20 protein-coding genes are annotated in these 19,009 nt (G+C 46.3%); all 20 read left to right on the top strand.

The features are described from left to right. Positions 1–10 precede the first annotated feature (10 nt). A complete protein-coding gene (gene spoIIIAE / locus H7F26_RS19285) occupies positions 11–1,216 on the top strand; it encodes a stage III sporulation protein AE (RefSeq protein ID WP_003183394.1) in 1,206 nt (401 codons plus the stop codon). 11 nt (positions 1,217–1,227) lie between these two features. Next, positions 1,228–1,857 carry a stage III sporulation protein AF gene (gene spoIIIAF, locus H7F26_RS19280; RefSeq protein WP_003183393.1) on the top strand — a complete coding sequence of 210 codons (630 nt, stop codon included), beginning with the start codon at positions 1,228–1,230 and terminating at the stop codon, positions 1,855–1,857. Next, complete coding sequence (gene spoIIIAG, locus H7F26_RS19275) at positions 1,850–2,545, top strand: stage III sporulation protein AG (RefSeq protein ID WP_009327917.1); 696 nt, start codon at positions 1,850–1,852, stop codon at positions 2,543–2,545. Before spoIIIAF ends, spoIIIAG begins: the two co-directional genes overlap by 8 nt. Then, on the top strand, positions 2,546–3,184 hold the full coding sequence (locus H7F26_RS19270; RefSeq protein ID WP_003183391.1) for a SpoIIIAH-like family protein: 639 nt from the start codon (positions 2,546–2,548) through the stop codon (positions 3,182–3,184). It abuts the gene before it with no gap. Between the two features lie 173 nt (positions 3,185–3,357). Next, on the top strand, positions 3,358–3,837 hold the full coding sequence (gene accB, locus H7F26_RS19265; protein ID WP_003183390.1) for an acetyl-CoA carboxylase biotin carboxyl carrier protein: 480 nt from the start codon (positions 3,358–3,360) through the stop codon (positions 3,835–3,837). Between the two features lie 11 nt (positions 3,838–3,848). Continuing rightward, complete coding sequence (accC, locus tag H7F26_RS19260) at positions 3,849–5,201, top strand: acetyl-CoA carboxylase biotin carboxylase subunit (protein WP_003183389.1); 1,353 nt, start codon at positions 3,849–3,851, stop codon at positions 5,199–5,201. 47 nt (positions 5,202–5,248) lie between these two features. Then, on the top strand, positions 5,249–5,632 hold the full coding sequence (locus tag H7F26_RS19255) for an Asp23/Gls24 family envelope stress response protein (RefSeq protein ID WP_031314658.1): 384 nt from the start codon (positions 5,249–5,251) through the stop codon (positions 5,630–5,632). Between the two features lie 292 nt (positions 5,633–5,924). Then, on the top strand, positions 5,925–6,314 hold the full coding sequence (gene nusB, locus H7F26_RS19250) for a transcription antitermination factor NusB (RefSeq protein ID WP_003183384.1): 390 nt from the start codon (positions 5,925–5,927) through the stop codon (positions 6,312–6,314). A 16-nt stretch (positions 6,315–6,330) separates the two neighbouring features. Next, positions 6,331–7,185, top strand: coding sequence for a bifunctional methylenetetrahydrofolate dehydrogenase/methenyltetrahydrofolate cyclohydrolase FolD (gene folD, locus H7F26_RS19245; protein ID WP_003183381.1), 855 nt, complete (start codon positions 6,331–6,333; stop codon positions 7,183–7,185). 76 nt (positions 7,186–7,261) lie between these two features. Beyond that, positions 7,262–8,611 carry an exodeoxyribonuclease VII large subunit gene (gene xseA / locus H7F26_RS19240; protein ID WP_003183378.1) on the top strand — a complete coding sequence of 450 codons (1,350 nt, stop codon included), beginning with the start codon at positions 7,262–7,264 and terminating at the stop codon, positions 8,609–8,611. Continuing rightward, on the top strand, positions 8,604–8,864 hold the full coding sequence (locus tag H7F26_RS19235; protein ID WP_011198110.1) for an exodeoxyribonuclease VII small subunit: 261 nt from the start codon (positions 8,604–8,606) through the stop codon (positions 8,862–8,864). Before xseA ends, H7F26_RS19235 begins: the two co-directional genes overlap by 8 nt. Further along, complete coding sequence (locus H7F26_RS19230) at positions 8,854–9,744, top strand: polyprenyl synthetase family protein (protein ID WP_003183374.1); 891 nt, start codon at positions 8,854–8,856, stop codon at positions 9,742–9,744. The genes H7F26_RS19235 and H7F26_RS19230 overlap by 11 nt, the downstream gene beginning before the upstream one ends. 233 nt (positions 9,745–9,977) lie before the next feature. After that, a complete protein-coding gene (gene dxs / locus H7F26_RS19225; RefSeq protein ID WP_003183372.1) occupies positions 9,978–11,879 on the top strand; it encodes a 1-deoxy-D-xylulose-5-phosphate synthase in 1,902 nt (633 codons plus the stop codon). Further along, complete coding sequence (locus tag H7F26_RS19220; RefSeq protein ID WP_003183371.1) at positions 11,876–12,721, top strand: TlyA family RNA methyltransferase; 846 nt, start codon at positions 11,876–11,878, stop codon at positions 12,719–12,721. Before dxs ends, H7F26_RS19220 begins: the two co-directional genes overlap by 4 nt. A 165-nt stretch (positions 12,722–12,886) precedes the next feature. Continuing rightward, positions 12,887–13,336, top strand: coding sequence for a transcriptional regulator AhrC/ArgR (gene ahrC / locus H7F26_RS19215; protein WP_003183369.1), 450 nt, complete (start codon positions 12,887–12,889; stop codon positions 13,334–13,336). A gap of 31 nt (positions 13,337–13,367) precedes the next feature. After that, positions 13,368–15,098: a DNA repair protein RecN gene (gene recN / locus H7F26_RS19210; protein ID WP_003183366.1), complete on the top strand. Its 1,731-nt coding sequence runs from the start codon at positions 13,368–13,370 to the stop codon at positions 15,096–15,098. Between the two features lie 149 nt (positions 15,099–15,247). Next, entirely contained in the window at positions 15,248–16,564 is a 1,317-nt protein-coding gene (spoIVB, locus tag H7F26_RS19205; RefSeq protein ID WP_044051837.1) for a SpoIVB peptidase, read from the top strand. A 289-nt stretch (positions 16,565–16,853) separates the two neighbouring features. Then, complete coding sequence (spo0A, locus tag H7F26_RS19200; RefSeq protein ID WP_003183361.1) at positions 16,854–17,654, top strand: sporulation transcription factor Spo0A; 801 nt, start codon at positions 16,854–16,856, stop codon at positions 17,652–17,654. Between the two features lie 372 nt (positions 17,655–18,026). Then, entirely contained in the window at positions 18,027–18,323 is a 297-nt protein-coding gene (locus tag H7F26_RS19195) for an antimicrobial peptide LCI (RefSeq protein ID WP_003183359.1), read from the top strand. 130 nt (positions 18,324–18,453) lie between these two features. After that, entirely contained in the window at positions 18,454–18,837 is a 384-nt protein-coding gene (locus H7F26_RS19190; RefSeq protein WP_003183357.1) for a serine O-acetyltransferase, read from the top strand. Positions 18,838–19,009: the final 172 nt, after the last annotated feature.

Here is a 19,009-nt window from a genome sequence, read left to right as displayed (position 1 = left end):
GATTTCCTGAGTGAAGCGTTTTCTGTTCTGGCTCTTGGTCATCGGAATCGTATGCTTTGGAGCGCATAATGTACAAGCTTCGCCAAAAGAAGCGGAGCCGGCTGGGGAAACCGCCGCAGAAGAATCGGCAGAAGCCATTGCAAGAGAGCAGGCTGAAGGTTTGGAACTTGACCGGGTCGGGGAGTTCTGGAACAACATTTTGACAGAGTATGGGGGACACCTTCCCGAAAGTCAAAAAGGAAGCCTGCTTGAATTTGTCAAAGGAGAAAAGCACTTTTCGCCTGAGGAATGGGGCAAAGCGCTGTTTTCCTACTTGTTCCATGAAGTGCTGGCTAACGGGAAACTGCTGGGGACGCTGATCCTGTTGACCATCTTCTGCGTCCTGCTTCAGCTTTTGCAAAACGCGTTTCAACAAAGCACCGTCAGCAAAGTGGCGTATGCAATTGTCTACATGGTGCTGATTATTCTTGCGCTCAACAGCTTTCGGGTTGCCGTCACATATGCGAATGAAGCGATTCAGACGATGACAAGCTTTATCCTGTCGCTCGTACCTCTGCTTCTGGCGCTGATGGCGACTTCGGGGGGAGCCGCCTCAGCCGCATTCTTTCATCCGGTCATTCTTTTTCTCATGAACACGAGCGGCTTGTTTATCCAATATATCGTGTTGCCGCTTTTATTTTTATCAGCGATTTTAAGCATTGTCAGCACGATGACGGACCAATATAAAGTCACACAGCTGGCCCAGCTCCTCAGAAATGCGGCGATCGGCACGCTGGCTGCATTTTTGACCGTATTCCTCGGTGTCATCTCGGTTCAGGGCGCCTCAGCCGCAGTGACGGACGGCATTACTTTGCGGACGGCAAAATTCATTACCGGAAACTTCATCCCCGTATTGGGCCGCATGTTTACCGAAGCGACAGACACGGTGATCAGCGCGTCTCTCCTGCTGAAAAACACCGTCGGGATACTCGGTGTGGCAATCTTAATTTGCATCGCAGCCTTTCCCGCGATCAAAATCCTTTCCCTCGCGCTCATATACAAAATTGCCGCGGCGGTTCTCCAGCCTCTCGGAGGCGGCCCGGTTATCAGCTGCCTGGATGTCATCAGCAAAAGCGTCATCTACATTTTCGCGGCCATGGCCATCGTTTCGCTGATGTTTTTCTTAAGCTTAACCGTGATCATTACAGCGGGGAATCTGACGATGATGATGAAGTAGGGAGGGATGAGATGGAATTTCTGACAGAGTGGCTCACGAATATTATTCTATTTATTCTGATGGCGATCGTCATCGATATGCTTCTGCCGAATTCGAGCATGCAAAAATACGCGAAAATGGTGATCAGCCTGCTCTTGATCGTTGTAATACTGAACCCGATCTTCTCTTTATTCAGGACAGATCCGGATGTGATTTTTGAGAAGCTTACAAAAAACGGACAAGTTCAGTCAAACGAAATAAAAAATCAGCTGAATTCAGAAAAAAAAGAAATACAAGCCTCACAACAAGCATATATCTTAGAACAGATGGCTGTTCAATTGGAAAAGAACGCAGAGGGCAGGTTTACAAGCGACAAATACAAGATAGACCGAGTCGAGGTCTCTTCTGACAGCCAGCTGAAAACAGAGAAAGACCTCAGTAAGCATGCGGAAGTCTCGGTATTCTTGAAACCAGCATCGGAAAAAACGGTCCAAGCCGTCGCTCCTGTCGAGATCAATACGGACCGGAGCTACCAGTCCATGCAGGAAAGAGAAAAGAAAGAGACGGGGGAAGTCAGAGAACAGCTAGCAGGCATCTGGGAAATAAGCCCCGACAAGATTACAGTTCATATCGAAGGGGGAGAACGAAGCGGCAATGAATAAAAGAACCTGGATCGAAAAGCTGATCGGCCACCTGCTCCCGAAAGACGAGAAAGACGGAAAAAAGCTGACGAAATATCACTACTTTCTGCTGCTTTTTGTTCTCGGCGTTTCCTTCATGCTCGTCAGCCAGATCTTCTCTTCCGAACCTTCCCAAGAGCCAGCGGCAGATCAGCCGGCGGCTTCACAAAAAGCTACGTCTGAAAGCACCGTACAGAGCGGTGAAGGAGAAAAAGAAGTGTTCAAGCCCGCCTCAGATGACAAACCGAAGGAATCGATCCAAGATTACGAACAGGAATATGAAAATCAGCTCAAAGACATATTGGAAACCATCATCGGCGTTGAGGACGTGTCAATCGTCGTCAATGTTGATGCAACCTCATTGAAAATATTCGAGAAAAACAGAAAAACCCAGGAAACTTCAACGAATGAGACAGATAAACAGGGAGGCAAGCGGACGGTGTCTGAAATGTCTTCAGACGAAGAAATCGTCATCATCAAAAACGGAGATAAAGAGACGCCTGTCGTCGTTCAGACGAAAAAGCCCGATATCAGGGGTGTTCTCGTTGTCGCTCAGGGAGTCGACAACGTTCAAATAAAAAAGACCATTATTGAAGCAGTGACAAGGGTTCTTGATGTTCCGAGCCACCGCGTCGCTGTTGCCCCTAAAAAAATGAAGGAGGATTCATAAATGATGCTGAAAAAACAAACGGTTTGGCTTTTAACCATGTTAAGTCTCGTCGTTGTACTGAGTGTCTACTACATTATGTCGCCCGAAGGAGAAAATGTCGTCACGGTTGATGACAAGGAACAAGTTGCCGCTGAAAAAGAAAAACCGATGAAAGAAGAGCCTGCCAAGGATGGCAAAGATGATACCGCGCCTGCTAAAGACAAAACTGAAGGGAAAGATACAAAAGATAAAGAAACGTCTGCGAGTGAGCAGAACGGAGAGGTTGTCACAGAGGAATCATCGGGTGATGAAGATTTATTCACAACATACCGCATGGAAATGGACGATCAGCGCAGCAGGGAGAGGGAGGAATTAACCGAAATCGTCAGAAGCGATAAAGCGACGGCAAAAGAAAAAAGCGAAGCTTACGACAAGATGACAGAGCTCAGCGAAGCTGAAGGAACGGAAAAGACCCTTGAAACCCTCATCAAAACAAAAGGCTATAAAGACGCCTTGGTCAACGCCGACGGCGATAAAGTCAATATTACGGTGAAGGCGAAGGAGCACTCGAAAGCCGCTGCCACCGATATCATCGACATCGTCGCAAAAGAAGTGAAAAACTTAAACGATGTGGCTGTAACGTTCGAGCCAGCAGATTAAACCTATCCCGCTTGCAAAAAGCGGGATTTTTTTATGCCTAAGGCCCCTGTTGGTGCAGGGCGTCCATGATTGTAGTTGAATTCGGCATTCCTCTCCTGTAAGATGAATATAGTATGTACTTTTAGTACTAACTGATAAATGCGTAAAATCTTTTTCATTAGGAGTGCGATAGCATGTTAAACATTGATGAAATCAGACAGTTGATAAAATTAATTGATGAATCTTCGATAAATGAATTTACATACGAAAACGAAGGATCGAAGGTTGAACTGAAAAAACAAAGCGGAACCGTGCAAACCATTCAGCAAGTGGCTGCGGCGCCTGTTCAGGCACCGGCTCCGGAAGCTCAGGCCAAGCAAGCGCCTGTTCAGGATGCGCCTGCAAAAGAAGAAGCGGCAAAAGAAGGCGGAAACTTCCACAAGATCACCTCTCCGATGGTTGGAACGTTTTATGCATCTTCTTCGCCTGAAGCCGACCCTTACGTAACAGTCGGCTCGAAGGTAACAGAGTCCTCTGTCGTCTGCATTGTGGAAGCGATGAAGCTCTTCAATGAGATCGAAGCCGAAGTGAAAGGCGAGATCGTTGAAGTATTAGTTGAAAACGGCCAGCTGGTTGAATACGGACAACCTTTATTTTTAGTAAAAGCAGAGTAAGGAGCAATAAGATGATCAAAAAGCTATTAATTGCGAACAGGGGAGAAATTGCTGTCAGGATTATCAGAGCTTGTAAAGAACTGGGGATTGAAACGGTAGCCGTCTTTTCCGAGGCCGACAGAGAGGCGCTCCATGTTCAGATGGCTGATGAAGCATTTTGCATCGGACCTAAGCTTTCAAAAGACAGCTACTTGAATATAACGAACATCGTCAGCGTCGCCAAAATGACCGGTGCTGATGCGATTCACCCCGGCTACGGCTTCCTGGCAGAAAACGCCGATTTTGCCGAGCTTTGCGAAGAGGTAAATGTAACCTTTGTCGGGCCGACAGCAGACGCGATTTCCAAGATGGGGACAAAGGATGTTGCAAGGGAAACAATGCAGCAGGCCGGTGTTCCGATCGTACCGGGCTCCAAAGGAATTATTGAAGATATTGAAGATGCGGTTTCATTGGCCCGCGATATAGGGTATCCTGTCATTATAAAGGCAACTGCCGGGGGCGGCGGAAAAGGAATCAGGGTCGCCCGGACGGAAGAAGAGCTGATCAACGGCATTAAAATCACTCAGCAGGAAGCTGCCACCGCTTTCGGCAACCCGGGTGTGTACATTGAAAAATACATTGAAGATTTCAGACACGTCGAAATCCAAGTGCTTGCAGACACACACGGAAACACGATTCATTTGGGGGAACGCGACTGCTCAATCCAAAGAAGGCTCCAAAAGCTGCTTGAAGAAACCCCTTCACCTGCTCTGGATGAAGGAATCAGGGAGCAGATGGGGCAGGCCGCTGTCAAAGCGGCTGAAGCCGTGAAGTACACGGGAGCGGGAACGGTAGAATTTATTTACGATTACCGCGAGCAGAAGTTCTACTTTATGGAAATGAACACGCGCATTCAGGTTGAGCATCCGGTGACAGAGATGGTGACGGGCGTTGATTTGATTAAAGAGCAGATCAGAGTGGCGTCAGGCGAAAAATTAACCCTCACCCAGGATGAAGTCACCTTTAACGGATGGGCAATCGAATGCCGGATTAATGCGGAAAACCCTGAGAAAAACTTCATGCCTTCTCCGGGAAAAATCGAGATGTATCTGCCTCCGGGAGGGCTCGGCGTCAGAGTGGACTCCGCGGCTTATCCGGGATACTCGATTCCCCCTTATTACGACAGCATGATTGCCAAAGTCATCACTTACGGAAAGACGAGGGAAGAAGCTGTTTCAAGGATGAAAAGAGCGCTGAGCGAATTCGTCATCGAAGGCGTTCATACGACGATACCGTTCCATCTGAAGCTGCTTGAGCACGAAACATTCGTAAGCGGAGAATTTAATACGAAGTTTTTAGAAATATATGATGTAATGGGGTCGTAATTTTAACGGAGGTGAACATATTGAAAGACGACAACAGCTTATTGGAAATGAGCCATGAAGACAATCATTTGGGAAAAGTGGAAATCGCTCCGGAAGTGATTGAAGTCATTGCCGGAATCGCAGCTTCCGAAGTTGAAGGCGTAGCTGAAATGCGCGGCAATTTTGCGACAGGTGTCGTAGAACGGTTTGGAAAAAAGAATCACGGCAAAGGCGTCAAAGTTGATTTGTCCGATGACGGAATTATCATTGATGTTTATTGCGTGATGATGTTTGGCGTGTCGATTCCTAAAGTTGCGAATGCCGTTCAGGATAATATCCGCCAGACGCTTCTCAATATGACAGCTCTTTCGATTAATGAAATCAATATTCACATCGTTGGCATTCAATTCGATTCAAAAACGCACGAGGTGGAAATCGATCAAGAGATGTAGTGCGGTGAAGTGGAAGAACCAAGGGGAATGACGGCCCTTTGGTTTTTTCATGTTCCGTTTTAAAAAATGACGTTTAAAAGCATCTTTCCGCCGATATCGATCAAAAATAAGATGAACCGGAGAGTTTGTTGAGAAGTTCGAAAAACGAATGATAATAAACGATTGTTCCTTATTATTCGGTTATTGACGATAAAACCGCGATTTTTGCATGCGGAAAGACTAAAAATATGATATGATCTCTTTGTGGCTTAAACGGCAAGCAGCAAAGAGGGTAAAAGGAGAAAAAGAAAGAATGAAAAGAAGAACAGCAAGAGAAAAGGCTTTGCAGTCACTATTCCAGATTGATGTCAGTGATATAGAACCGAATGAAGCGATGCAGCATGCCTTGGACGGGCAGGAAAGCGATGCTTTTTTCGAACAGCTCGTTTACGGGGTCTTAGAGAACAAAGAGAAAATCGATGAGATGATCAAGCGGCATCTCGTCAATTGGAAGCTTGACAGGCTGGCGAATGTCGACCGCGCGATTTTGCGTTTGTCCGCCTACGAAATGATCTTTTTAGATGACATACCTGTCAACGTCTCTATGAATGAAGCGATTGAACTGGCAAAGCAATTTGGTGATGACAAGTCGGCGAAGTTTGTAAACGGTGTTCTTTCTAACATTAAATCCGATCTTGAATAATCTAGGAGGAGAGCAAATGACAGCAACCATCATTGACGGGAAAGAAACAGCAAAGGAAAAGCGCGGGCAGCTGGCCAAGGAAGTTGAAGAGCTGAAAAAACAAGGAGTTACCCCGGGACTGGCCGTTATTTTAATTGGTGATGATCCGGCGTCTCTTTCATATGTACGGGGAAAGAAAAAAGCAGCTGAAGCAATGGGGATTCGTTTTCAGCTGGATCATTTCGATGCAAGCTTCACTGAACAGGAGCTTCTTGAAGTGATTGACCAGTACAATCAAAATGACGACTTTCACGGAATTCTTGTCCAGCTGCCTCTTCCGGATCATATTTCCGAACAAGCGGTGATCGAGAGAATATCCCCTGAGAAAGATGTTGACGGTTTTCATCCATTAAACGTAGGGAAGATGCTGCTTGGCGAAGATACGTTTCTGCCTTGCACGCCTGCGGGGATCGTGGAGCTTTTAAAGAAAACCGAGATTGACCTGTCGGGAAAAGAGGTTGTTGTCGTCGGACGAAGCAATATCGTCGGAAAGCCGGTAGGGCAGCTGCTCTTGAACGAAAACGCAACCGTTACGTACTGCCATTCAAGAACGGCCGACATTACGGCTCATACAAAAAAAGCCGACATTCTGATTGTCGCTGTCGGAAAGGCGAATTTCATCAAAGCGGATCAAATTAAAGAGGGAGCCGTCGTCATCGATGTCGGCGTCAACCGCCTTGACAACGGAAAGCTCGCCGGTGATGTCGATTTTGAAGAAGCGAAGGAAAAGGCTTCCTATATTACACCTGTACCGGGCGGTGTCGGTCCGATGACGATTACAATGCTGGCCCACAACACGGTTAAATCAGCGAAGCGTACAATTCAACTTTAATGTACAGCCGTTCATCCGCCTGGTCTCGCGCCGGCGGATGAACGTTCTTGTGCCTTCTTAGAAAGGAGACTGTGCCATGAGTGAAATATCATTTGTCACGGTCACGGCTTTGACAAAATATATTAAGCGCAAATTTGACGTGGACCCTCATCTTGAAGATATTTGGATCAAGGGCGAGCTGTCAAATGTTAAAATACATAGCAGAGGCCATATTTATTTCACACTGAAAGATGATAACGCCCGCATCCAATCCGTCATGTTCGCCAGACAAAACAGGAATCTCGCCTTTACCCCTGAAAACGGGATGAAAGTATTGGTGAGAGGCGGCATTTCGGTATATGAACCGAGCGGCAGCTATCAGCTTTATGCAAAAGAAATCCAGCCGGACGGCATAGGTGCGCTTCATCTCGCGTATGAGGAACTTAAGAAAAAGCTATCGCAAGAAGGCTTATTTGATGAAAAATACAAGAAACCCATCCCCGCGTTCCCATCCGTCGTCGGTGTTGTCACGTCTCCAACTGGAGCGGCTGTACGCGATGTGATCACCACCATTAAAAGAAGATATCCCCTTGTAAAAGTGATCGTCCTTCCTACGCTCGTTCAAGGAGTAAACGCGGGCGAGTCCATCGTAAGCAGCATTGAAGAGGCTAACCGCAGAGACTTATGCGATGTATTAATCGTCGGTCGAGGAGGAGGATCGATCGAAGAGCTGTGGGCATTTAACGAAGAGGCCGTCGCCAGGGCCATTTTTTCTTCTGACATTCCGATCATTTCTGCCGTCGGGCATGAAACGGATTTTACAATCAGCGATTTTGTCGCCGATTTGCGCGCGGCAACCCCGACAGGAGCGGCCGAACTGGCCGTACCTAATATGCTTGATTTGCTGGAGCGTCTGAAAACGCTCGAAGCGAGAATGACAAAATCGATGCAGCAGGACTTAAAAAAGCGGCAGGAGCGGGTGAAAAACCTTCAGTCCTCCTATGCCTTCCGATACCCGAAGCGGCTATATGCCCAAAAGGAACAGGAATTCGACCTGATATTCGACCGTTTCCAAAAACAGCTGGCGATGACCGTCGACCGCAAAAAACAAAAACTGAACGAACAGACATACAAGCTGGAGATGCTTCATCCCGAGGAGCAGCTTAAACAAGCGCGAAAAAGGCATGAAGAGCAAACAGTCCGGCTGAAGCGGAATATGAAAGTGCAGCTGAAGCAGATTCACTCGCAGTTTCAAACGGTTCTTGGTAAACTGAATGCATTAAGCCCTCTCCAAGTGATGGAAAGAGGGTACAGTTTGACATATAAAGAAAACGAATTGATTAAAAGTATTGAACAGGTTCATGAAAAAGACGAGATCCGCGTCACATTAAACGATGGGACGCTGACCTGTGAGGTACTGCAAAAGAGAGGCGAAACAAATGGCTGAAGAAAACAAAACAAACCGGGATGACCTGACATTTGAAGAGGCGATGAAAGGTTTGGAACAGATCGTATCAAAGCTTGAAGAAGGGGACGTGCCTTTGGAAAAGGCGATCGACTATTTCCAGGAGGGGATGGCTCTTTCGAAAATATGCCACGAAAAACTGCAAAATGTCGAAAAACAGATGGACTTCATTTTGCGGGAAAACGGGGAATTAGCTCCTTTCAGTGTTCGGGAGGAGGAAAAAGGTGACCGGTAAACTTGAAGGATTTTTAAAATCGAGAAAAACAGTAATTGAAGAGCGCCTTCCGATGTATATTAAAGACTTGCAAGCGCCGTCCATCCTCAAGGAATCCATGCTGTACTCATTGGAAGCCGGGGGGAAACGGCTGAGACCGATATTGGTTCTTGCGCTTCTTCATGCGTACGGAAAAGACGAAGAAGCCGGAATTCCAGTCGGATGCGCGGTTGAAATGATCCATACGTATTCATTAATCCATGACGACCTCCCTTGTATGGATGACGATGACCTCAGAAGAGGTAAGCCGACAAACCACAAAATTTACGGGGAGGCGACGGCCATTCTCGCGGGAGACGCCTTATTAACCGAAAGCTTCAAAATGATCACTTCCAATATGCCTTCTGATGTATCCGCTGAAAAGCGCATCAGACTGGTGAACGAGCTGATTTCGGCAGCGGGGGCCGAAGGCATGGTCGGCGGTCAGATTTTAGATATGGAAGCGGAATCAAAGTCTGTATCTCTTGATGAACTGCAGCGAATCCACGAAGGAAAAACGGCTAAACTCCTCAGCTTCAGCGTCATTGCGGGAGCCATTCTTGCAGATGCATCTGAAAAAGAGATCGAAAAGCTGCGCGAATTCAGCCATCATATCGGCATCGGCTTTCAGATCAGAGATGACATTTTGGACCTTGAAGGCTCGGAGGATAAGATCGGCAAACGGATCGGATCCGACGCTTCAAACGGAAAGTCGACGTATCCGTCGCTCCTTTCGCTTGAGGGCGCCAGCCAAAAACTTGATGAACATATTGAAAAAGCAAAACAGCTGATTTCAGAGCTTCCGCTTGAAAAAGAGCTTATGTACGAGTTCTGCGATATGATTGCCGCTAGGGATCATTGATACAGGGCTTCCATTTGAGCATCAAAGGCTTATTGTGATAAAATGTAGAGAGTTGAACTCTAAAACGCCGCGCCGTTATCACGTTGTGTTAGCGGCTGTTTTTTCAAACGAAGCGTCCGCATATGCAAGTTTGCGCATGGGGATGAATTCATCATATAATAATTCAAGCTGAAAACCTAAAACGAAGCAAGGCGCATACTTGCAGAAATCATGCTGAAAGTGAGTTGATCCGATTGGATCTGTTATCGATAAAGGACCCTGCATTTTTGAAGAACCTTTCAAATGAAGAACTGGAAAGCTTGAGCGCTGAAATTCGCCGTTTTTTAATTGAAACGCTTTCTGAATCCGGAGGGCACATTGGTCCGAATCTCGGCGTTGTCGAGCTTACCATTGCATTGCATAAAGAATTTGACAGCCCGAAAGATAAGTTCTTGTGGGATGTGGGGCATCAATCGTATGTTCATAAACTGTTGACCGGCCGCGGAAAGGACTTCGCCACGCTGCGCCAGCATAAAGGGCTGTGCGGTTTTCCAAAGCGGAATGAAAGCGAACATGATGTCTGGGAAACGGGCCACAGCTCGACTTCTCTCTCCGGTGCGATGGGGATGGCGGCTGCGAGAGACTTAAAAGGCACAAACGAATATATCATCCCGATCATCGGAGACGGTGCACTGACCGGCGGCATGGCTCTTGAAGCGCTTAACCATATCGGCCATGAACAAAAAGATATGATTGTCATTTTGAATGACAACGAAATGAGCATCGCTCCAAACGTCGGAGCGATTCATTCCATGCTCGGAAGGCTGCGTACAGCCGGAAAATACCAATGGGTCAAAGATGAGCTCGAGTATTTGTTCAAGCGGATTCCTGCTGTTGGCGGAAAGCTTGCCGCTACAGCCGAACGGATTAAAGACAGCCTTAAATATCTGCTCGTATCCGGGATGTTCTTTGAAGAGCTTGGATTTACGTATTTAGGGCCTGTAGACGGCCATTCCTACGATGAACTGTTTGAGAACTTGCAGTATGCGAAGAAAACGAAAGGCCCGGTACTCCTCCATGTTATTACGAAAAAAGGAAAAGGCTACAAGCCTGCGGAAACTGATAAAACCGGAACATGGCACGGAACCGGCCCATATAAAATCGATACCGGTGACTTTGTCAAACCGAAAGCTGCTGCACCATCATGGAGCTCGCTCGTAAGCGAAACGGTCAGGAAGCTTGCCCGCGAGGATGAACGGATTGTGGCCATTACTCCGGCCATGCCTGTCGGTTCAAAACTTGAAGGGTTTGCGAGCGAATTTCCGGAGCGCATGTTTGATGTCGGCATTGCGGAACAGCATGCGGCAACGATGGCGGCGGGACTTGCGACACAGAATATGAAGCCGTTTCTGGCGATCTATTCGACATTTCTTCAGCGCGCCTATGACCAGGTTGTCCATGATATCTGCCGGCAAAATCTAAATGTATTTATCGGCATTGACAGAGCAGGTCTCGTCGGCGCCGACGGGGAAACACACCAGGGCGTGTTTGACATTGCTTTTTTACGGCATATTCCGAATTTGGTTCTCATGATGCCAAAAGACGAAAACGAAGGCCAGCACATGGTCAACACGGCTGTCAAATACGACGACGGCCCGATTGCCATGCGCTTTCCGCGCGGAAACGGACTCGGCGTCAAAATGGATAAAGAATTAAAAACGATCCCGATCGGAACGTGGGAAGTGCTGCGACCTGGGACAGACGCGGTCATTTTAACGTTCGGCACCACCATTCCGATGGCGCTTGCTGCCGCGGAGGAGCTGCAAAAAGAAGGCCGTTCGGTCAGAGTGGTAAACGCCCGTTTTATCAAGCCGCTCGATGAAAACATGCTGAAGGAAATCCTGAACGAGGGGCTTCCGATTTTAACGATCGAAGAGGCTGTGCTTCAAGGCGGATTCGGCAGCTCGATCCTTGAGTTTGCCCATGAACATCAGTCTTACAGTCCGATCATTGACAGAATGGGGATACCTGATCAATTTATTGAACACGGCAGCGTCGCCAAGCTTCTGGAAGAGATCGGAATGACAAAAGAAGACGTCATCAGACGAATAAGACTTTTGACGCCCGTAAAGACTCATAAAGGAATTGGATCATGACAGGAAAAAAAGAACGGCTCGACGTTTTATTAGTAGAAAGAGGGTTAATGGAAACGCGGGAAAAAGCGAAAAGAGCCATCATGGCCGGCATTGTCTATACGAATGAAAACAGACTGGACAAGCCGGGCGAAAAGGTCGACCGCACGATCCCGCTGACCGTTAAAGGAAACCCGTTAAAATACGTCTCAAGAGGCGGATTAAAACTTGAAAAAGCATTAAAGGAGTTTCAGCTCTCCGTTCAAGGCAAGCTGATGATTGACATCGGCTCGTCCACCGGCGGCTTTACAGACTGTGCGCTGCAAAACGGCGCTCTTTGCTCATATGCCGTTGATGTCGGTTATAATCAGCTCGCCTGGAAGCTGAGGCAGGATGAGCGGGTTGTTGTGATGGAACGCACCAATTTCCGGTATTGCACACCTGCCGATTTTACGGAAGGGCTGCCGGAGTTCGCGACGGTCGATGTCTCTTTTATCTCACTGAAAATCATCCTCCCTGTGCTGAAGAACATTTTAGTGCCGGGAAGCGACTGCATCGCTCTCGTCAAACCGCAGTTTGAAGCAGGGCGGGAATCCGTCGGGAAAAAAGGGATCGTCCGCGATCCCCTCGTCCATAAAGCTGTGCTTGATGACATCAGCCGGTTTGCGGCTCGAGAAGGATACGACTGCCGAAACGCCTCGTTTTCTCCGATTACCGGCGGCGACGGCAACATCGAATTCCTTCTCCATTTGCATTGGGACGGAGAGGCGCAATCCGGAACGCCGATAGCGGAAGAAACGATCAATCAAATTGTCGAAGAGGCTCACAAGACATTAAAAGCGAAAAAACCGGATCAGCGTGATTAAAAACCCTTGCAGGGCCGTACGGCGAATGCGAGGGTTGGCCGGCACGCAAAAAGGAATAATAGTGGGCTATTATTCCTTTTTTACTGCAAACATGTACTTTTCCGACAAAATCATTTAACATAAATGTATAAACATACACAATTTGTGTATAAAACGAGGTGTGAAATGAACAAAGGTCAAAGGCATATTAAAATCAGGGAGATTATCACCGCGAATGAAATTGAAACGCAGGATGAGCTTGTCGATATTTTAAAGAAAGACGGCTATAATGTGACGCAGGCCACCGTCTCACGGGATATTAAAGAGCTTCATTTGGTGAAGGTGCCGACAAACAACGGTTCCTACAAATACAGCCTGCCTGCTGATCAGCGCTTTAATCCCCTTTCCAAATTAAAAAGATCGTTAATGGACGCATTCGTCAAAATCGACTCAGCCAGCCATCTGATTGTGTTAAAAACAATGCCGGGAAACGCGCAGGCGATCGGGGCGCTGATGGACAATTTGGATTGGGAAGAAATCATGGGAACGATCTGCGGAGATGATACCATTTTGATCATCTGCCGGACGCATGATGATACGAAAGTCGTACAGAAGAAAATATTGGAGCTTTTATAAACGAAGGCCTGAAAAGAGGTGTCATGAAAGCTTGTTAGCTGAATTATCGATCAAAAACTTTGCGATTATCGAAGAATTAACCGTTTCTTTTGAAAAAGGGCTGACGGTTCTAACCGGTGAAACAGGTGCCGGAAAATCGATCATCATCGACGCCGTCTCTTTGCTTGTCGGAGGCCGCGGATCGTCCGAATATGTCAGGTATGGCGAAAAAAGGGCCGAATTGGAAGGGCTTTTCCTCCTTGACGGCGGCCATCCGGTTTTTGATTTGTGCACAGAGCTGGGGATTGAAGCCTCGGACGACATGATCGTCATGAGAAGAGATATTAACGCAAACGGCAAAAGCATCTGCCGCGTCAATGGAAAACTTGTCACCATTGCCGCATTGCGGGAAGTCGGCAGACTGCTGCTTGACATTCACGGGCAGCACGACAATCAGCTGCTGATGGAGGACGAGCACCATCTTCAGCTTCTGGACAGGTTCGCAGGAGAAGAAATCGAGAATGCTTTAAAAGCGTATCAGGAAGTTTACAGCCGCTACATGGATGTCATGAAGAAGGTGAAAGAGCTTTCTGAAAGCGAGCAGGAAATGGCTCACAGGCTCGATTTAATACAGTTCCAGCTTGACGAAATCGAATCAGCAAACCTTGAGCCGAAAGAGGACGAGCTTCTTCAGGAAGAGCGCCGTCAAATTGCAAATTTCGAAAAAATATACGAAGCGCTGCAAAATGCCTATAATGCGCTTCGCAATGAGCAGGCCGGGCTTGACTGGGTCGGCATGGCTTCAAGCGAGCTTGAAAACGTCTCAGGCATTAATGAAGGGCTCAATAAAGTATCTGAATCGGTAGCCAACGCTTACTACATTCTCGAAGATTCAACCTTTCAGATCAGAAATATGCTGGATGAACTCGAATACGACCCCGAGCGCCTCGATTATATCGAATCGCGTTTAAACGAAATCAAACAGCTGAAACGCAAATACGGCGCTACTGTCGAAGACATCCAAGCTTATTCGGCTAAGATAGAGGAAGAAATCGACCGGATCGAAAACCGGGACAGCCACTTGCAGGCTTTAAAATCACGACTCGAATCAATCGGCAAGGATGTGGCGATTGAAGCAGCCAATGTGTCCGAAATCAGAAAAAAATGGGCGGAAAAGCTGGCCAAACAGATTCAGCAGGAATTGAAAGATCTGTATATGGAAAAATCGACATTTGATACGGAATTTCATGTGAAAAAAGCGGAACGGGATGATGATGCACCCGTCGTCAACGGAATGCCTGTTCAGCTCACAAAGCACGGCATTGACACCGTTCGTTTCCTGATCTCCACAAACACGGGAGAACCGCTTAAATCCTTGTCAAAGGTTGCTTCAGGAGGAGAGCTCTCAAGAATCATGCTGGCGATGAAAAGCATTTTCTCCGCTCAGCAGGATGTTACATCGATCATTTTCGATGAAGTGGACACTGGTGTAAGCGGAAGAGTCGCGCAGGCGATCGCTGAAAAAATACACCGCGTCTCTATCGGCTCTCAAGTTTTATGCATTACCCACTTGCCGCAGGTGGCCGCGATGGCTGACACCCACCTTTTGATCACGAAACAGTCGAAAGACGGGAGAACAACAACAAGCGTCACACCTTTGTCAAAACAGGAAAAAATAGCGGAAATCGGCCGGATGATTGCCGGCGTTGAAGTAACGGATTTGACGAAGCGCCATGCGAAAGAACTTTTAAATCAAGCTAAGCTAGTCAAAACCAGCGGATAAGCTGTTCATTTTTTGAACAGCTTATTTTTTTGTCGGCATTTTCTTATACAAACTCTTTCTTATCATTTTATCCAATGTTTTTCTTCCGTTCACAGTTATAAATCGCCGTCCGGAAGGCAAAAGTAATGAATGTAGCGAAAGAAATTTATATGGTGTGGGTTAGGTGCGAGGAGAGTGAAAAGGTGGATGTTGAAAAAATCAGAAAAGCTGTGGGTATAATTCTCCTTGTTTCTTTAATAAGTGTAGGATTTTACAAACCGGTGAAAGAATACATTGTAATACCAAAAAATTTGAACATTTTTGAGACGGGTACCCGTGCGGTTGAAACGAGCTTATCCGTCAGTACTCCGAAAGATGGATCATCAGAAGCATTCACATTGAAAGAAAATCAAAACGAAGTGGAAATAAAAGGCGAAAAGAATGGAAAGGCCGAACTCGTCTATGACTTTGCCGGATTTCCGGTTAAAAAAACGAAAGTAAATGTCCTGCCTGATTTGAAAGTGGTTCCCGGCGGGCAGTCCATTGGTGTAAAACTTCATTCCGTTGGTGTATTGGTCGTGGGTTTTCATCAAATCAATACCTCTGAAGGCAAAAAATCGCCCGGTGAAGCAGCCGGAATCGCGGTAGGCGACATTATCACCGAAATCAACGGCACGAAAATCGAGAAAATGAATGACATTACCCCTTTTATTCAAAAGGCCGGAAAAACAGGAGAAACCTTACATCTGTCGATAAAAAGAGATAAACAGGAAATCAAAACGAAGCTCGTTCCGAAAAAAGACCAGGCTGAAGACAAATACAGAATCGGCTTATATATCAGGGACTCTGCCGCAGGAATCGGCACAATGACTTTTTTCGAGCCGAAATCGAAAAAATACGGAGCGCTTGGCCACGTGATTTCAGATATGGATACGAAAAAACCGATCGTTGTTGAAAAAGGACAAATCGTGAAATCGACCGTCACCTCGATTGAAAAAGGAACAGGCGGAAATCCCGGAGAGAAACTGGCTCGTTTCGCATCAGAACGAAAAGTGATCGGCGATATCAACAGAAACAGTCCATTCGGGATCTTCGGAACGCTTCACGAGTCAATTAAAAACCGCATCGCTGACAAAGCCATTCCGATTGCATTTTCAGATGAAGTAAAAGAAGGCCCTGCCCAAATTTTAACGGTTATTGAAAACGACAAAGTCGAGAAATTCGATATTCAGGTCGTCAGTACGACACCTCAGAAGTTTCCGGCCACAAAGGGCATGGTGCTGAAAATCACCGACCCGAGGCTGTTGAGTAAAACAGGAGGCATCGTTCAAGGGATGAGCGGAAGCCCGATCATCCAAAACGGAAAGATCATTGGCGCCGTAACCCACGTTTTCGTCAATGATCCGACGAGCGGGTACGGTGTGCATATTGAATGGATGCTGTCTGAAGCGGGAATCGATATTTATAAAAAAGAAAAAGCAAGCTGACTGCCGGATTCCTCCGGCAGTTTTTGATTTCGCCTTTTTTTCTTGGGCGTTGTGCGTTAAAATGAAAGAAGAAAAGATTTTTCGACAAATTCACGTTCCCCGGTTTGTCAAGTCGCATTTTAAGTCGAAAAATCGAGAAAATCAGAAAAAAACAGAGAAAAAGCTAGACATACCACTATTATTGGAAAAATCCTTTTTAAAAAAAGGGAATAAAGTGGTGCTGTCGAATTAAACATATTAGAAAAAGAATGATGAAATTTATCAACATACACATTGGGGAGGAAGAAACGTGGAGAAAATTAAAGTATGTGTTGCTGATGATAACAGGGAGCTTGTCGGCCTATTAAGCGAATATATCGAGGGACAGAGCGACATGGAAGTGCTTGGTGTCGCATACAACGGACAGGAATGCCTTTCTTTGTTTAAAGACAAGGAGCCCGACGTGCTTGTGCTGGATATAATCATGCCTCATCTCGACGGATTGGCCGTTCTTGAAAGGCTGAGGGAATCGCAGCTTAAAAAGCAGCCGAATGTCATCATGCTGACGGCGTTCGGCCAGGAAGACGTGACCAAAAAAGCTGTAGATTTAGGCGCGTCGTATTTTATTTTGAAGCCTTTTGACATGGAGAATTTAGTCGGACATATCCGCCAGGTCAGCGGAAACGGATCTCAATTGACACACCGTGCCCCGTCCTCTCAAAGCAGTGTGCTTCGGCCGCAGCCTGAATCGCCGAAGAAAAACCTGGACGCCAGCATCACGACCATCATCCACGAAATCGGCGTACCTGCTCATATTAAAGGCTATTTGTACTTAAGAGAAGCCATCTCCATGGTATATAACGACATCGAACTGCTCGGCAGCATTACAAAAGTGCTTTATCCGGATATCGCCAAAAAATTCAACACGACTGCAAGCCGCGTCGAACGGGCGATTCGCCACGCCATCGAAGTCGCATGGAGCAGAGGCAACATCGACTCGATTTCGTCACTTTTCGGCTACACAGTCAGCATGTCAAAAGCAAAGCCGACCAATAGTGAGTTCATCGCGATGGTCGCAGACAAGCTGAGACTGGAGCATAAGGCTTCTTAAACGTTGATATGACGCAGTTTTAACGAAGATTTAACCGTCGAATTTTCGACCTGTTTCTAACGAATAGTTTATCGTAATTCCGATGAATTTTTCGCCCATATTGCGATGAAATTGTGCTACGATCCGAAGGGTTTAATACAGTATTTGAAGGCCTCGTTTTTATAAACGAGGCCGTTTTTTTGCCCGCAAATGTACTGTTTGCGATGTAAGATCAAAAAGGTGAATCATTTCAGCACAGTGTGTATTGTGTAAAGTCATCCTAAAAGCTTATCTATTGATTCCGAAATATTGTAATTTGTACACTTTTTGGACATACCTGCATGTTATATGATGAAATAGAAATGAAATAAATGGAAAAGGAGTTGTTTTAAAATGAAGGTCAATAAATTATTAACTGGTACGACTCTGGCTGTTGGTTTACTTATTTCTGCAGCGCCGGTATTTGCTGCATCGCATTCATCTGAGGTGATTGCACATCCGACTGCTCAATATATCAATTGTCCAAGTGACTTGCCAAGCTCATTCAAAAGCAGTAAATCATCAAAATGTGTAAAATCATCTTCTGGAGTTTTCAGTAACAAATTTTCTGATAGCGATGGAACATGGTATTTCAAAGGGAAATTTTACAGTAATGTTTTTAATACTTGGGTTGGTTTTTATGAAGGATGAACCAAAAAAGGGGGGCTCCCCCTTTTTTTTGTTTTCCTTTTAGTATCAAGTAGGAAATAGATGGCGGAGAATGTAAAACTCTTCGAAGAGCCGATCTCGAGTTAAAAGTATGAAATAAGCGGGTGGTATGATGATCTTTACGAAAACAGATCTTCGCTATCCGGTGAATTTTTTCGGGCCAGGGTTGAGGATTAACCATTACGGATTGCTCATCGTAAACAGCAATGCAAAAATAGGTGCAAACTGTGACATTCATCAAGGGGTTAATATCGGACAAAATCACGCTCGCCGCGATGTTCCCACAATCGGAGACAATGTCTGGATCGGGCCGGGGGCAAAGCTCTTTGGCGACATTCACATTGCTGACGGCATATCAATTGGCGCAAACGCCGTGGTCAACAAATCTTTCACTGAGGAAAATATTACAATAGCCGGCATGCCTGCCAAAAAGATTAAAGAGGCGCCGTCAAATAAAGACCGGAAGCAAGCTGTTCAGCGGCAAATACAAGCATGAGAAATGGAGCAGCGCTGCTGATCATCCGCTATGAAGGCCTAAATGTAAAAATGATTTAAAAAGAATATTTGATCTTGCATTCGTGCAAGTTCTGACAAAAAAACTACATAGCGCGGCAGCCAGTTGTGTTTCCGTCTATTTCTCAAAGTTTGTCTCACGCTCGGAGCATTGC

The organism is Bacillus sp. PAMC28748, assembly GCF_014250415.1.
Taxonomy (GTDB): Bacteria; Bacillota; Bacilli; order Bacillales; family Bacillaceae; genus Bacillus; species Bacillus licheniformis.
This window is presented reverse-complemented; position numbering and strand designations above follow the sequence as displayed.